The 13,988-nt window shown below is 58.9% G+C and carries 13 protein-coding genes; 7 read left to right on the plus strand and 6 right to left on the minus strand.

From position 1 onward, the window contains the following. Positions 1–134 precede the first annotated feature (134 nt). From B3729_RS15055 to B3729_RS15080, 6 genes are all read left to right on the plus strand, one after another. Complete coding sequence (locus B3729_RS15055; protein ID WP_074823272.1) at positions 135–848, plus strand: GntR family transcriptional regulator; 714 nt, start codon at positions 135–137, stop codon at positions 846–848. 86 nt (positions 849–934) lie between these two features. Beyond that, positions 935–1,681 (plus strand): SDR family oxidoreductase, encoded by a 747-nt coding sequence (locus B3729_RS15060; RefSeq protein ID WP_239382029.1) that lies wholly within the window; start codon positions 935–937, stop codon positions 1,679–1,681. Between the two features lie 94 nt (positions 1,682–1,775). Continuing rightward, positions 1,776–3,836, plus strand: coding sequence for an AsmA family protein (locus tag B3729_RS15065; protein ID WP_286788282.1), 2,061 nt, complete (start codon positions 1,776–1,778; stop codon positions 3,834–3,836). Positions 3,837–3,955: 119 nt separating this feature from the next. Beyond that, a complete protein-coding gene (locus B3729_RS15070) occupies positions 3,956–4,192 on the plus strand; it encodes a hypothetical protein (protein ID WP_010796957.1) in 237 nt (78 codons plus the stop codon). Then, on the plus strand, positions 4,189–4,434 hold the full coding sequence (locus B3729_RS15075) for a YgdI/YgdR family lipoprotein (RefSeq protein ID WP_122043537.1): 246 nt from the start codon (positions 4,189–4,191) through the stop codon (positions 4,432–4,434). Before B3729_RS15070 ends, B3729_RS15075 begins: the two co-directional genes overlap by 4 nt. Before the next feature lie 22 nt (positions 4,435–4,456). Further along, the gene (locus B3729_RS15080; RefSeq protein ID WP_010796959.1) at positions 4,457–4,870 is read left to right on the plus strand and encodes a Rho termination factor N-terminal domain-containing protein; all 414 of its coding nucleotides are present in this window, start codon (positions 4,457–4,459) and stop codon (positions 4,868–4,870) included. Between the two features lie 155 nt (positions 4,871–5,025). Here the strand turns inward: B3729_RS15080 and B3729_RS15085 are convergent, their stop codons facing one another. The 5 genes from B3729_RS15085 to B3729_RS15105 form a co-directional block, all read right to left on the minus strand. After that, positions 5,026–6,561 carry an acetyl-CoA hydrolase/transferase family protein gene (locus B3729_RS15085; protein ID WP_404625299.1) on the minus strand — a complete coding sequence of 512 codons (1,536 nt, stop codon included), beginning with the start codon at positions 6,559–6,561 and terminating at the stop codon, positions 5,026–5,028. Positions 6,562–6,730: 169 nt separating this feature from the next. Further along, complete coding sequence (locus B3729_RS15090) at positions 6,731–7,975, minus strand: complex I 51 kDa subunit family protein (RefSeq protein WP_286788283.1); 1,245 nt, start codon at positions 7,973–7,975, stop codon at positions 6,731–6,733. Positions 7,976–7,986: 11 nt separating this feature from the next. Further along, a complete protein-coding gene (locus B3729_RS15095; protein ID WP_286788284.1) occupies positions 7,987–9,642 on the minus strand; it encodes an FAD-binding protein in 1,656 nt (551 codons plus the stop codon). A gap of 10 nt (positions 9,643–9,652) precedes the next feature. Continuing rightward, on the minus strand, positions 9,653–10,288 hold the full coding sequence (locus tag B3729_RS15100) for a 4Fe-4S dicluster domain-containing protein (protein ID WP_286788285.1): 636 nt from the start codon (positions 10,286–10,288) through the stop codon (positions 9,653–9,655). 175 nt (positions 10,289–10,463) lie between these two features. Further along, positions 10,464–11,726 carry a cation:proton antiporter gene (locus B3729_RS15105; RefSeq protein WP_286788286.1) on the minus strand — a complete coding sequence of 421 codons (1,263 nt, stop codon included), beginning with the start codon at positions 11,724–11,726 and terminating at the stop codon, positions 10,464–10,466. Positions 11,727–12,006: 280 nt separating this feature from the next. Here B3729_RS15105 and B3729_RS15110 point away from each other — a divergent pair, with 280 nt between their 5' ends. Further along, positions 12,007–12,393 carry an MAPEG family protein gene (locus B3729_RS15110; RefSeq protein ID WP_010796965.1) on the plus strand — a complete coding sequence of 129 codons (387 nt, stop codon included), beginning with the start codon at positions 12,007–12,009 and terminating at the stop codon, positions 12,391–12,393. 62 nt (positions 12,394–12,455) lie between these two features. Here the strand turns inward: B3729_RS15110 and B3729_RS15115 are convergent, their stop codons facing one another. Continuing rightward, a complete protein-coding gene (locus B3729_RS15115) occupies positions 12,456–13,985 on the minus strand; it encodes a DHA2 family efflux MFS transporter permease subunit (protein ID WP_010796966.1) in 1,530 nt (509 codons plus the stop codon). Positions 13,986–13,988: the final 3 nt, after the last annotated feature.

Genomic DNA, 13,988 nt, shown 5'->3' on the forward strand with positions numbered 1-13,988 from the left:
ATTTTTGGTGCGATTAACGGCCATTGGGTTCGACGAACGCCGGGTTGCTCCCTGACGATAGCTGCCGCAGGTGTCGTGCCCAGCCGGAAGCTGCCTGCGCTAAGATGAATTGATTACAGCGCCGAGAGGACCTCATGAGCAAGCCAGGACAACGGGTGTTGGTCACATTACGGAAAATGATCGTGTCCGGTGAATTACCGGCCGGTGAGCGGCTGGTGGAAATTCCTACCGCCGAGCGGCTGGGGGTTTCGCGCATGCCGGTGCGTATGGCCTTTCGGACGCTGGAGCAGGAAGGATTGCTGTCCAAGAACGAAGGCCGTGGTTATACCGTGCGGACGGTGACTGGCGAAGAGATTGCAGGTGCGGTGGAAGTCCGGGGTGTATTGGAGGGGCTGGCGGCGCGACAGGCGGCAGAACGCGGTTTGGATCCAACGACTCAGGAAGCCTTGCAGCAGTGCCTTGCCACGGGAGATGTCCTGTTTGCCAAAGGTTATGTCACCGAGGAAGACATGGAGGTTTACCATGATTTCAACCGGCGCTTTCATCAGGTCATTATTGAGGCCAGCGGTAATCCTGCGATCAGTCATGCCTTGGCGCGTAACGATCACTTGCCGTTTGCCTCGGTCAGCTCGCTGGCAGTGGATCGCAACGACATGGCCCGAGAATATCGGCGCTTCAACTTTGCGCACATGCAGCACCATGCCATCGTCGATGCCCTGGTAAACAGACAGGGCGCGCGTGCAGAAGCTCTCATGCGCGAGCATGCCAACGCGACAATGCGCTATGCCGACCTGTTTGGCTCCCCGCACACCGATCACGAGGGGCTCAAGGTCATTCGCGATATGTAACAGCACCTGTCCTATTCGCCTTGCCGCTCGCACCCTCACCAATTCCTGCCTAAGCTGAGCGGACTTTCCGAATAAGAGAGGCCTCCATGAGCAAGATTATTCTGATTACCGGCGCCAGCCGGGGTATCGGTCGTGAAGCAGCGCGACTGGCCGGTGCACGCGGCTGGCGTGTGGGTGTGAACTACACGGCTGACGAGACGGCGGCTAATGAATGTGTGGCGCTGGTAGAGCAGGCTGGTGGCGAGGCGATTGCCATTCGTGGCGATGTGTCCGTCGAGGCGGACGTTCTGGCCATGTTCGATACCATTCAACACAAGTTTGGCGGGCTGGACGGGTTGGTCAACAACGCCGGTATCACGGCGCAGTCCCTGCAGCTTGCCGATATGCCCATCGACCGTATGCGGCGCATGTTCGAGGTGAACATCCTGGGCGCCTTCCTGTGCGCGCGTGAGGCTGCACGGCGCATGTCTACCGAGCGAGGCGGCCGAGGCGGGGTGATCGTAAATGTGTCTTCGGTTGCCTCGCGGCTGGGTTCACCCAATGAATACGTCGATTATGCTGCATCCAAGGGCGCAATCGACACCATGACGCTAGGGCTTTCCAAAGAGCTGGGATCGCAGGGCGTGCGCGTCAACGCGGTACGTCCTGGTCTGACCCTGACCGAGATTCATGCCAGTGGCGGCGATCCTGACCGCGGTTTGCGGCTTGGTGTCACGACGCCCATGGGCCGGGCAGGTGAGCCGCAAGAGATTGCCGCCGGAATCATCTGGTTGCTGTCGGATGAGGCCTCTTATGCCAGCGGTGCGATACTCGACATTTCTGGAGGTCGCTGAGCGAGCGGTTGAACCACTGCCGTTCGTCGTTGACGTAGTAGGTACATGGCATAACGCCGTGACCTTCTGATGGCTGGCGAAACGGAGAAAAGGCGTGACACGGACCCGGAAAATCATCGTCTGGACGCTAGGCATCCTGGTGGCGTTAATCGTCGTAATGATCGTCTTCGTCTCGACGTTCGACTGGAACCGGCTCAAGCCTACCATCAACGACAAAGCGTCAGCCGCGCTCAACCGTTCGTTTGCCATCAATGGCAACCTGGGTGTGGACTGGCGCCGCGAAACGGATCAGGGCGGCTGGCGGGCCTGGGTCCCGTGGCCGCACATCTCGGCGGAAAACATCGAGATCGGCAATCCTTCCTGGGCAAGCAATCCACGCTTCGTACACCTGGACCGGGTACAGTTGCGGATCTCGCCTCTGGCGCTTTTGAGCAAGCAGGTCTATATCCCACGTATCGACGTGACCAAGCCGGAAGCCAACCTGCAACGCCTGGCCGATGGCCGTAATACCTGGACCTTTGACCAAGGCGACAAACAGGAAAAGAATCCGAACGAAGCATCCTCAGCCTGGACCGTGGACATCGGCACCATTGGTTTTGATGCAGGCCAGGTCGCCTATGACGATGACATCGTACAGGCCCACGTCAAAACCATGATCACCTCACTGGATGCTCCCATTGCCTATGCCGACATCGTTGGGCAGGCCGGGACTCAGCGGCAGCGGGCCAATGTCAAACAGACCCAGGCACTGCAATTTGGCTGGACCGTGAAGGGCCGGTACAAGGAGCAAGCCGTGGAGGGCAGCGGCAAGATCGGTGGGCTACTGGCATTGCATGATCCGGACGCACCCTTTCCCATTCAGGCCGATGTCCGCGCGGGTGCCACGCACCTGAATGTCTTCGGAACGCTGACCGAACCGCTCAAGTTGGGGGCTCTGGATCTGCGGCTCAAACTGTCCGGACAGAGCCTGGGGCAGCTCTATCGCCTGACGGGCGTAACGCTCCCGGAAACGGCGCCGTACTCGACTGATGGACACCTTACCGTTGTCCTCAACGACCCGGCGGGGCCACGTTTCCAATACGAGGACTTTTCTGGAAAGGTAGGGCAGAGCGATCTTCATGGAGATCTGCAATATACAGGGGGCAAGCCACGGCCAAAACTGACCGGCGAACTGACCTCAAATCAGCTGCTTTTTGCTGATCTGGCGCCTCTTATCGGCGCCGACTCTGCCGAGCAGAAGCAGGCCCGCGGTGAAGAGAATAAGCAGCCCGCAAACAAGGCGCTACCTGTTTCCGAGTTTCGTACCGAACGGTGGCGCGCCATGGATGCCGACGTGAAGTTTACCGGCCAGCGCATCGTTCAGAATGCCTCATTGCCGCTGTCTGATCTGTATCTGCATCTGAAGCTGACCGATGGCGTCCTGCTCATCGATCCACTGCGCTTTGGCGCCGCAGGCGGTGCGCTGAATAGCACGGTTCGCCTGGAAGGAGACAAGAGCCCCATGCCCGCCCGGATGGATCTGCACATACGGGGCGTCAAACTCAAGCAGCTGTTCCCTACGGTTGAAGCTATGCGTGACAGCTTTGGCGAACTCAACGGTGATGCCACCCTGACGGGAACGGGTAACTCGGTCGCAGCACTGCTGGGCAGCAGCAATGGTGAACTCAAGGTGCTGATGAATGATGGCTCCATCAGTCGTAGTCTGATGGAAATCGCTGGCCTTAATGTGGGCAACTATCTGGTCAGCCGCCTGTTTGGTGACGATGAGGTGGCGATCAATTGCGCTGCGTCGGATCTGCAGGTCACGAATGGACTGATGAAGACGCGTGTCTTCGTATTCGATACGGAAAACGCTTTGATCAACATCGACGGCACCGTCAACTTTGCTAACGAGCAGATTGACCTGTCCATTGAGCCGCACAGCAAGGGCTATCGCATCTTCTCGCTCCGCTCGCCTTTGTATGTGCGGGGAACATTGAAGAATCCTTCGCCAGGCGTCAAACCCTTGCCCTTGGCTGCACGGGGCGCCGCTGCCGCACTGCTTGCCACATTTGCCGCCCCGGCTGCGGGCCTGCTGGCACTTGTGGCCCCGAGCAATAACAGTCAGGACAACCAGTGCAAAGCTCTGCTTCAGCAGATGAGAAGAGGGAACTAATCAGGCTTTACCGTTTATCTGTCAGGCCGCAACGAAGCGACCGTTCAGCGGGCGTGACAGAACAAGTGAAGGGTTATACCTCTCAAAACAGGTGTATCTCACTCAGGGAGACCGAAGCCATGAGCGATATGGGCCAGGAGTATGAAATTCACTACAAATTGCTGGGCGAGCCCCACACCGACCGCATTGCCGACCTGAACGTACCGGTCACCGATGTGGTTCGTGAGCTGGCCGTCAAGCATCTGATTGCTGTCAACGATGCACAGTACCTGCTGTTCGATCTCGAACCGGGCTTGCCTATCGTGGGCATCAGTGATGTTTCGATCCACCGACTGGATGATGGAGTAGCGCAATGATTCGCGCATTCAGGGAAAACCTGACACAGAGTTTTGCGGGTGTATTACTGCTGTTGAGCGCTGTTGTTTTGGGCGGTTGTTCCACCGCCACGGTTGTGACCCTGCAGGATGGTACCGAGTACATCACCCAGGACAAACCCAACACTAAAACTGCCGATGGTTTCTATGAATTCAAAGACGTTTCCGGCCGCCAGATTCGCGTCCGGGCTGATGACGTAGCAACGATCAAAGCCGAAGACTGATCCGTCTGAATAGGAGGCACCTATGCCACGCGGCGACAAGTCAACCTACAGCGATAAACAAAAGCGCAAGGCCGAGCACATTGAGGAAAGCTACGAAGCCAAGGGCATGTCGGAAGATCAGGCGGAGGCGCGTGCCTGGGCTACCGTCAACAAGCAGTCTGGTGGCGGCAACAAGAGTGGCTCCGGCAAACAGAAAAGCGAGACGGCCAAGCGCGCCGATCGTAAGGACTCTGCTCGCCGTGCGGTCGCAACCAAGCATGGGCATTCGCCGAATTCAGGACGCTCACCCAGTCGTAGCGCGTCGACGCGCGGACGTCGCGGCAGTACATCGCTGAGTGACATGACACGTGATGAACTAATGAAGAAAGCCGCAGAGCAAGGCGTTACCGGTCGCTCGCGCATGAAGAAAGACGAGTTGATCAAGGCCCTGAGCTGACCAACCCGATTTCGAGTTACACAGACCTCTTCTGCATACCGTAGGTATGTGGTCTGTGCGGGAGCAGCTGGCGCATTAGGTGACCCTGCCCCACTTTGAGCGTATAAAAAGCCCCAGCGCCTAATAGACGCTGGGGCTTTTTCGTCAGGGCAGAATCAATCCTGTGCCTGATTGGCTTCCGGGCGGAACATGCTACCCGTCACCAGATAGCGCTCATGCCAGGAGAGGGCTTCCGGCAACAGGTGAGGCGTATGTTTGCCATAGCTGCCACTGTTGGCCCGATCGATGTAGTCCGCCAGCATGTCGCGGTAGCTGGGGTGAACGCATTTTTCCAGGATGACCTTGGCCCGCTGCTTAGGACTGAGCATGCGCAGATCAGCCAGACCCTGATCGGTCACGATGACACTGACATCGTGCTCAGTGTGATCGACGTGACTCACCATCGGCACAATCGTGGAGATCAGGCCATTCTTTGCCGTGCTCGGCGCCATAAAGACAGACAGGTAGGCATTACGGGCAAAGTCGCCCGAGCCACCGATGCCGTTCATCATCTGGGTGCCCATGAGGTGCGTGGAGTTCACGTTGCCGTAAATGTCGGCCTCGATCATTCCGTTGAGTGCGATACAGCCCAGGCGACGCACCAGCTCGGGGTGGTTGCTCACGCCTTGCTGGCGCAGGATGATTTTCTTGCGCAGCATCTCCGAGTGTTCGAGGAAGCGGTCGATACCGGCGGGGCTCAGGGAGAACGAGGTAGCGGCCGCCAGGTCCATCTTGCCGCTGATCAGGAGTTCGAGCATGCCGTCCTGGATTACTTCGGTAAAGGCGGTCAGGCCCGCGAATTCGCTTTCGCCCAGCCCCTGCATGAAGGCATTGGCGATGTTGCCGACCCCGGACTGGATCGGTAGCAGGTTGGCCGGAATACGACCCTGACGCACTTCGAAGCGCAGGAAATCGATCATATGCTCGGCAATGGCTTTGGAGGCAGCATCCGGTGCCTTGAACGGGCTGTTGCGGTCTGGCGCGTCGGTCTCGACCACGGCCACTACTTTCTCCAACGGCACCTGCAAATAAGGCTCACCTACACGCTCACCCGGATGGGTCAGTGGGATAGGGGTACGGTTGGGCGGCAAGGCGGTGTCATAGAAGATGTCGTGCATACCGTCGAGCGCATCCGGCTGCCAGCGGTTCACCTCCAGAATCACGGCATCGGCCATGTCCAGCCAGGTCTTGTTGTTGCCGACCGAGGAGGAGGGCACCAGGCTGCCGTCTTCACGAATGGCGGTTACTTCCACCACGGCAATGTCAACCTTGCCGAAAAAGCCGTAGCGAACCTTTTCGGCCAGTTGCCCCAGATGAATATCCATGTAATCCAGCTGGCCGGCATTGATGCGGCTGCGCAGCTCGGGGTCGGACTGGAACGGTACACGCAACTCGATACCGTCGACGCGGGCCAGCGCACCGTCCAGTTCAGGTGCAGTGGATGCGCCCGTCAGGACACGAATACGAAACGGCTCGCCTCGGCCATGGACTTCGGTAATGTGCTGGGCCAGGGCACCAGGAACGGCCTTGGGGTAACCTGCGCCGGTAAAACCGCTCATGCCAACGGTCATGCCATGGCGAATATGGCGAGCTGCCTGCTCGGCAGACATGCGTAGGGCAGCGAACGCGGGGTGGCGGATGCGATCACTCATCAGTGGAACCTCACAGCAAGGATAGAAGCATGCCCGCTTTCCAGTCTTATCATTGTCATGACGGGGCGGAGCTGCGGGCACCGTAGACCAAAACTAACGTTAGCGCCCTAATCAATAGGTCGTATTCTGCCCCATTGATAAGCGCGCTAGAGCGGCCAATTGTCGCAGATTAGTCGATCAGTTGCCGCTGATAATCTTCCCTGAACTGCATCAGTGAGCTACGCACGACTGTTACTGCGCCGTCGATCAAGCCGCAGCGCCCGCTGCCGGGCAGTAACTCGCACAAGCTTTCCAGGGCACGCAGATCACTGTGCAGGCCGCCACCGGTATCGATCCGTCGCAGCAGGCGAGACAGCTGATAAGTACCTGTTTTACAAGGTGGACATTGCCCGCAGGAACCTGCAGCAAAGAAGTCCACATACTCGGCCACCTTGCGTACGATGCTGGTGCCTTCGGAGATCACAATCATGGCCCCGGTCCCCAGGCTGGACCCGCGTGCCTTCACAGAATCGAAATCCAGCGCTACATCAAGGTGCTGTTCGGTTAACAGTGTATTAGATGGGCCGCCGGTAAAGACGGCCTTGAAGGCGCGGCCCTGCAGCATGCCGCCGCCGTGCTCGAAAATGAGCGCGCGCAGCGACGTACCCATCGGCAGTTCGTACAGCCCCGGCTTGAGCACATCGCCGGAAAGCGAGTAGAGCTTGGTACCTGCAGCGCTGCCCATACCCAGATGGCGATACCAGTCTGCACCGTGCCGCAGGATATGCGAGACGTTGGCCAGCGTCTCGGTGTTGTTGATAAGGGTAGGCTTGTTATCCATCCCGCACTCGGCCGGGTAAGGCGGCTTGCGATGGGGGAAGGGAAAGCCTCCGTCGAGGGTGGCAATAACGGCTGTTTCTTCGCCCCCAATGTACAGCCCCGAGCTTTCCACTACGCGCAGGTCAATTGGTCGACCCTGCAGAGCTGCCAGCTCCTGAAAGAGCGGCTCTGTCTGCCATTGCTGTACGGCCTGTCCCAATGACACGACGGACGCGTGCTGATGGGGATTCACATAGAGCAGTACATGGTTGGCCCCAATGGCCGTGGCGGCAATCAGTGCACCTTCGATGACCTGATGTGGGGATTTTTCCAGCAGTACGCGATCCTTGAAGGTACCGGGTTCATCTTCATTGCCGTTGCAGACGACGTATTTATCCAGGTATGACGGTTGCGCAGCCGCAGGTGCCCATTTGCGATGGGTAGGAAAGCCGGCACCTCCCATACCCCTTAGGCCGGCTTCCTCCAGAAGGGGGATGATGGCGTGCGGCGCGGCCAGTGCCTGACGTAATCCCTGGCCGCCGCCCTGAGCGAACCAGGCTTGCAGATTGGCTCCGACCTGGGCTGAGGGTGAGAGCAGAACAGGTGTGAAACTCATGACGGTACTCCTCAGGACGGCGTCATGCCGGCCAGCATGGCCTGAACGGCACCGGGTGCGCTGGCACGCAGGGCCACATCGCGGCGCAGATCGAAATTGCCGTAATCAGGAAACAGACAGGGGCCGCAGACATGGGTGGGCAGCCCTGCCAATGTGATTTGCCGCTGCCAGTCGTACAGGTGATAAAGACCTACCTTGGGGGCGGGTTTCGGACTGGCTGTCGCGCCTGCATGCTGCCCCGCCCGGCGGCCGAACGCGATGATTTCCAGCAAGGCATTGCCCATCATGCGGTTACGGCCGTGGATGCCACCGCTGATTTCGCCTGCGCAATACAGGCCGGGTATGGCTGTCGCGCCGTGTTCGTCGATTTCCACACCGCCGTTCTGGTAGTGCAGGGTAGGCCGTACCATCATGGGCTTGACCTTGGGATCGATTCCGCAGCGATGGGCCAGATGCCCCAGACTGACCAGTCGCTCTTCCAGGATGCCCGGATGCCTGCGCTCAAGACCGGGGGTATCCAGGAAGACGCCCAGATTACCGTCACGCTCCACCCCACGGCCCTCTGCGCACTCCTTGAGAATGGCAGCGGCCACTACATCGCGTGGTTGCAGCTCATCAACAAAGCGCCTGCCTTCACCATTGATCAGCCAGGCGCCAGCAGAGCGCGCCGCCTCGGAAATCAAGCCGCCAACCAGGTGCGAAGGCCAGGCTAGGCCGGTCGGGTGGTACTGGAACGAATCCAGCTCCCGCAGTCGAGCACCCATCCGATACGCGAGCACCAGTCCGTCTGCGGTTGCACCGTAGTGGTTGGATGTTGGGAAGTCGTTCAGGTGCAGCCGTCCCGCGCCGCCTGTCGCCAGGATTACCCGGCTGGCGCGTACCAGAATGAACCCATGCCAGTCGAGGTTGTACAGCACGGCTCCTACGCATTGGCCGCTCTCGTCGGAGAGCAGCTCTACCAGCGGGCAGCGATTCCACAGCGAGATACGGTCATCCAGCTCCACGGCCTCACGCAGGACGCGCATCAGCTCAAGGCCGGTATAGTCGCGGTAGGAAAGGATGCGGGCGCATGTTGCACCGCCGGGTTTCTTGCGCAAGAGTTTGCCACCTACCGGGCTGCCTTCGGCCAGGTCGAACAGCATGCCGCGGCTAATCAGCCAACGAATGCAATCAGGTCCCGACTCTGCCAGGCGAGCCACCAGCGTACGGTCGGCACACAGGTGGCCGGCGCGTAGAGTATCCTCGAAGTGACGCTGCAGGCTGTCCTCTTCACCGACAGCGGCCTGGATCCCGCCTTCCGCCATGACGGTATTGCTGTCACCCAGGCGTAGCTTGGTCGCCAGGATGACGCGTCGCCCCTGTTCGGCGGCTGTCAGCGCGGCCGCACAGCCTGCACCGCCGCCTCCGATGACCAGTACTTCGGTATTGATGACCGGTGCACCTGCCAGATCGGCATCACTGATCTGCGCATTGCTCTGCAGTAGAGCGGCCAGCCGGGAGGGGCATTCATCACCGCGGTTGGCCCCGATGCTCAGGCGAATACGAGTGCCCTCCTGGTAGTCCGGGTGATAGCGTTGCAACAATGGTGTTTTGTCCACTGCCGGGGGCGCCATGCCGTCGCACCGGCTCAGGTTCGCCAGGGCAAGTTCGTAGGCAATTCCGCTCATGGCCAAATCCTCAGGTGAGCTCGACGTTTGGATCGACCGGCATGACGCCCAGGTCGATCTGACGTAGTCGCAGCAGTAGGTCGGAAGGACGCAACATCACGGATGCCGTCATCCGGCGAATGTACAGCCCCAGGTGGTTGGGCGAGATGTGTTCCGGGCAGGCAATGGTGCAGAGGTTGCACATGATGCATTCATCGAACACCTTGGCTGCGCTCAAATCGCCCGACGCGGCCAGGTTTACGCCTTTCTGGACCTCAAGGTGCTTGGGACAGGCACGGTCGCATCCGCCGCAGTGCCGACAGTGGCTGGCTTCGGGAAAGGCGCTGTTGATGCGATCCAGCAGGTTCCAGGTATCGTCCCAGTCGTTGGTGGTGTAGGTGTGATGGCGGTTCATCGGCAGATGATCCAGAAAGCTGACCTGCATGCCGTCCTCCACGGCGGTTTCACAAGCCAGGGCCGTCGTGACTTCACGTGAATCCTTGCGGCGCAGCAGCACGCGGCAGGAGCCGCATACACCTTGGCCCATGCAGCCGACACCATCGGTGAGCGGCTGTCCGGAGTCGATCACCGCCTCTAGAAGCGAGCGGCTGATTGAAGTCTCAATACTGTGGCCGTTGATGGTCACGCGGGCGCTGAGGTCTGTCATAACACCTCCCTGACAGTCAGTGCGGGCGCGGAGTACGCCTTGATTAGCGCAAGGATAGACAGGTAGCCGTCAGTGCATACTGACCTGGCTCAATAGGCGGGAGGAATGGCTGGGTGACCGACGAAAGGCCACCCGGGCGGTGCTACGGTCAGGACGGCCGTAGCACCGGTAACGCTTAGTGCCCGTGCTGATCAGGCTCCGAGGGAGCGTTACCCGTCACGCGACGTACGACTCGGCCGATGGTCAGGCCCTGCATGAGGATGGAGAACAACACCAGTATATAGGTGATGGTCAGGATCAGGTCCCGTTCCGGCCCTACCGGTAGCGACAGGGCCAGCGCCACTGAAATCCCGCCCCGCAGTGCGCCCCAGGTCAGAATGCCCATGGTGCCCCTGGCCATGTGTCGCCAGTGCGGCGTCAGCATCACGACCGGTGTCACGCTGATCCAGCGGATAAGCAGGATGGCCAGGGTAAAGGCCACAGCGGCGGCCACGTGCAGTCCTGTCACAGGCAGCAGCAAAAGCTCCATGCCGATGAGCACGAACAGCATGGCATTGAGGATCTCGTCGATCAGCTCCCAGAAGCCGTCCACATAGCGGCGTGTGGTATCGGACATCGCTTTTTCACGGCCACGATTGCCGATGAACAGGCCGGCCACGACCATTGCAATCGGACCGGATACATGCAGGTGGGGAGCCACGGCAGCGCCGCCAATAACCAGCGCAAGCGTCAGGAGCACCTCGATCTGGTACTGATCGATGCTTTTGAGCATCCGGTAGGTGACATAGCCGATCACCGAGCCGAACAGGATGCCGCCCAAGGCTTCCTCGACAAACAGCATGACAGCGTGCCCGGCGGAGGGTGTCTCGCCGGAGGCGAGAATGCCGAGCAGCACGGTAAACACCACAACAGCAACGCCGTCATTGAACAGGGACTCACCCACGATGGTGATTTCCAGTGATTTTGGCGCCTTGGCTGAACGCAGTATTCCAAGAACGGCAATCGGGTCGGTTGGAGAAATCAGCGCGCCAAACAGCAGGCAATACACCAGGTCTACATGCCAGCCCAGCAAGGGAAAGACGTAATAGGCCGTTCCGCCGATCAGGGCGGTAGAAACGAGAACGCCCAGGGTAGCCAGAAGGCCGATCGGCCAGCGGTAGCTGCGAAGATCCTGAACATTGACGTGCAAGGCGCCGGCAAATAACAGGAATGACAACATCCAGTTCATCAACAATTCGTTGAAGTCGATTCGCTGGATCAGCCTTTCAATGGTTTCCTCCAGCATGGGAAACCCCAGCGCCGACGCAATTTGCAGCAGCACACTGAACACCAGTGCAATCACCATGACGCCGATCGTGGGCGGCAGACCGACGAACCGGTAGTTCACATAAGTGAGCAGCGCAGTAAAACAGATAAAGGCAGCGGCGAGTTCAAGCATTGAACATCCTTTCAGTACAGCGGATAGAAAGTAGAGGCCATGATGGCCATTAGGTAATTCTCATTAAGAACACCTATAGACGCGGAAAGTTACAGTTTTTTAGGGCACCGGCTGCGGACAAAAGTCACAACGGTAGCCAAGGCCATGAGGGTGCCTGGATCATCTTGTTGATATGTCCGTCTCGCTGGAAAGCGGATATCAAGCGTGCAGAGTCTGGAAAAGCCCTAACCTTTGGCTTATAAACAGGTCACTATCAGGTCTGCCAATTCAAGGAATTCCCATGACGTTCGGCTACTGGTGCATCCTATTCGCCTACCTCATTCCCTATGGCGCCGCGGCGTACGCAAAATTTACCGGCAGTGGCTTTACGCCGGATAACAACCGGCATCCACGTGATTTCCTTGCCAAGCTGGAAGGGCCTCAGGCACGTGCTAACGCAGCGCAGCAGAATGCGTTTGAAATTACACCGCTGTTTGCCGCTGCCGTGATCGTGGCGCATGTCACCGGAGGTGCGGCTCAGGGAACGATCAATTTCCTGGCGCTCCTGTTCGTGGTCAGCCGTATCATTTATACCTGGCTGTATATCAAGGACCGTGCAACCCAGCGCTCCAAGGTATGGGCCCTCGGCATGCTGTGTATTGTTTTTCTTTTCTTCGCTGCGGTCTGATTTGCGTCGACTGATCAATCGCCAAAACAAAAGGCCGGCATGTTTCCATGCCGGCCTTTTGGTCAGTGATCGCCGCCTGCAGGAGCGGGGCCCTTGGCGCCGAAAGGTGGCTTGGCCAGCCAGATGATCAGGAACAGGCCCATGAACATCCAGCCGAGCAACGTGAAATAATCAATGGTGGACAGCATATAGGCCTGACTTTCGACCACGCGATCGAGCTGGGCGTACGTGGCGTGAGAAGGACCCCCCAGCATCGAAATGTAGTCCCGTGTCGCTGGGTCATACACCGTTACCTGCTCGGTCAGCTGAGCATGGTGGAACGTGGCGCGGCGTGCCCAGATCCAGGTCGTCAGTGACGACGCGAAACTACCGCCCAGCACCCGTAAAAATGTCGCAAGCCCGGAGCCGTCCGCAATGTCTTTAGGCGGCAGGCTGGACAACAGAATGCTGGTTGTAGGCATGAAAAACAGCGCAATTCCCAGCCCCATGAACATCTGCACTTCAGCGATATGGCGATAATCAACCTCGGTATTGAACGTGGCACGCATGAAGCACGAGGCACCGATCACCAGGAAGGAGCCACCGGCAAGCAGGCGCAGGTCTGTCTTATGGGCGAACCGGCCAACCAGCGGCGACAGGAACACAGGCAAAAATCCCATTGGCGCAGCGGCAAGACCCGCCCAGACCGGCGTATAACCCAACTGAGTTTGCAGCCACTGGGGCAGAAGCAGGTTGATGCCAAAGAAGCCTGAATAGCCCAGTACCAGGGCCAGCGTTCCGAATGTGAAGTTACGGTATTTGAATAGCCGAAGATTCACGATGGGATGCTTATCGGTCAGCTCCCAGATTACACAGGCTATCAACGCGATGACGGCAATCAAGCTGCCAATGACAATGAAGTTTGATTCGAACCAGTCCAGGTCGTTGCCTTTATCCAGTACAACCTGCAGGGCACCGACACCGATTACCAGAAGCGTCAGGCCCACATAGTCGATCGGCTGCCGAATGATCTGCTCCGGCTTTTTGCCCAGCTGTGCCCAAACCACCAGGGTGGCAAAGATACCGATGGGAACGTTGATAAAGAAAATCCAGGGCCAGGTGTAGTTATCCGTGATCCAGCCACCGGCAATCGGGCCGATGATGGGAGCCACCACCGTGACCATGGCCAGGAGCGCCAGGGCCATCCCTCGCTTGGCAGCCGGAAAGATTGATAGCAGCAGCGTCTGGGCCATGGGATATAGCGGCCCGGCCACGAACCCTTGCAGCGCCCGGAAAAATACCAGTTGTGGCATCGATTGCGCGATGCCACACAGGAACGAAGTGATGACGAATAGCACCACCGCAGCAAGGAACAGCTTTACCTCACCGAAGCGACGTGCCATCCAGCCGGTCAGGGGCAGGGCAATCGCGTTGCTGACAGCAAACGATGTGATTACCCATGTACCCTGCTCGGAGCTTACGCCCAGATTGCCTGAAATCGTGGTCAGGGCCACGTTGGCAATGGTGGTATCCAGCACCTGCATGAAGGTGGCCAGCGACAGGCCGACCGTGGCGAGCACCAGGCTCGCCGGGCGGAATGCAGAATCGCTCATGTG

It is taken from the genome of Pseudomonas sp. UBA3149, assembly GCF_002364655.1.
In the GTDB taxonomy this organism is placed as follows: Bacteria; Pseudomonadota; Gammaproteobacteria; order Pseudomonadales; family Pseudomonadaceae; genus Chryseomonas; species Chryseomonas luteola.

What these genes read in the sequence shown, in the direction of transcription:
- B3729_RS15055 (WP_074823272.1), top strand. Translation starts at nt 135, where the DNA reads ATGAGCAAGCCAGGACAACGGGTGTTGGTCACATTACGGAAAATGATC.
- B3729_RS15060 (WP_239382029.1), top strand. Translation starts at nt 935, where the DNA reads ATGAGCAAGATTATTCTGATTACCGGCGCCAGCCGGGGTATCGGTCGT.
- B3729_RS15070 (WP_010796957.1), top strand. Translation starts at nt 3,956, where the DNA reads ATGAGCGATATGGGCCAGGAGTATGAAATTCACTACAAATTGCTGGGC.
- B3729_RS15075 (WP_122043537.1), top strand. Translation starts at nt 4,189, where the DNA reads ATGATTCGCGCATTCAGGGAAAACCTGACACAGAGTTTTGCGGGTGTA.
- B3729_RS15080 (WP_010796959.1), top strand. Translation starts at nt 4,457, where the DNA reads ATGCCACGCGGCGACAAGTCAACCTACAGCGATAAACAAAAGCGCAAG.
- B3729_RS15085 (WP_404625299.1), bottom strand. Translation starts at nt 6,561, where the DNA reads ATGAGTGATCGCATCCGCCACCCCGCGTTCGCTGCCCTACGCATGTCT.
- B3729_RS15090 (WP_286788283.1), bottom strand. Translation starts at nt 7,975, where the DNA reads ATGAGTTTCACACCTGTTCTGCTCTCACCCTCAGCCCAGGTCGGAGCC.
- B3729_RS15095 (WP_286788284.1), bottom strand. Translation starts at nt 9,642, where the DNA reads ATGAGCGGAATTGCCTACGAACTTGCCCTGGCGAACCTGAGCCGGTGC.
- B3729_RS15100 (WP_286788285.1), bottom strand. Translation starts at nt 10,288, where the DNA reads ATGACAGACCTCAGCGCCCGCGTGACCATCAACGGCCACAGTATTGAG.
- B3729_RS15105 (WP_286788286.1), bottom strand. Translation starts at nt 11,726, where the DNA reads ATGCTTGAACTCGCCGCTGCCTTTATCTGTTTTACTGCGCTGCTCACT.
- B3729_RS15110 (WP_010796965.1), top strand. Translation starts at nt 12,007, where the DNA reads ATGACGTTCGGCTACTGGTGCATCCTATTCGCCTACCTCATTCCCTAT.
- B3729_RS15115 (WP_010796966.1), bottom strand. Translation starts at nt 13,985, where the DNA reads ATGAGCGATTCTGCATTCCGCCCGGCGAGCCTGGTGCTCGCCACGGTC.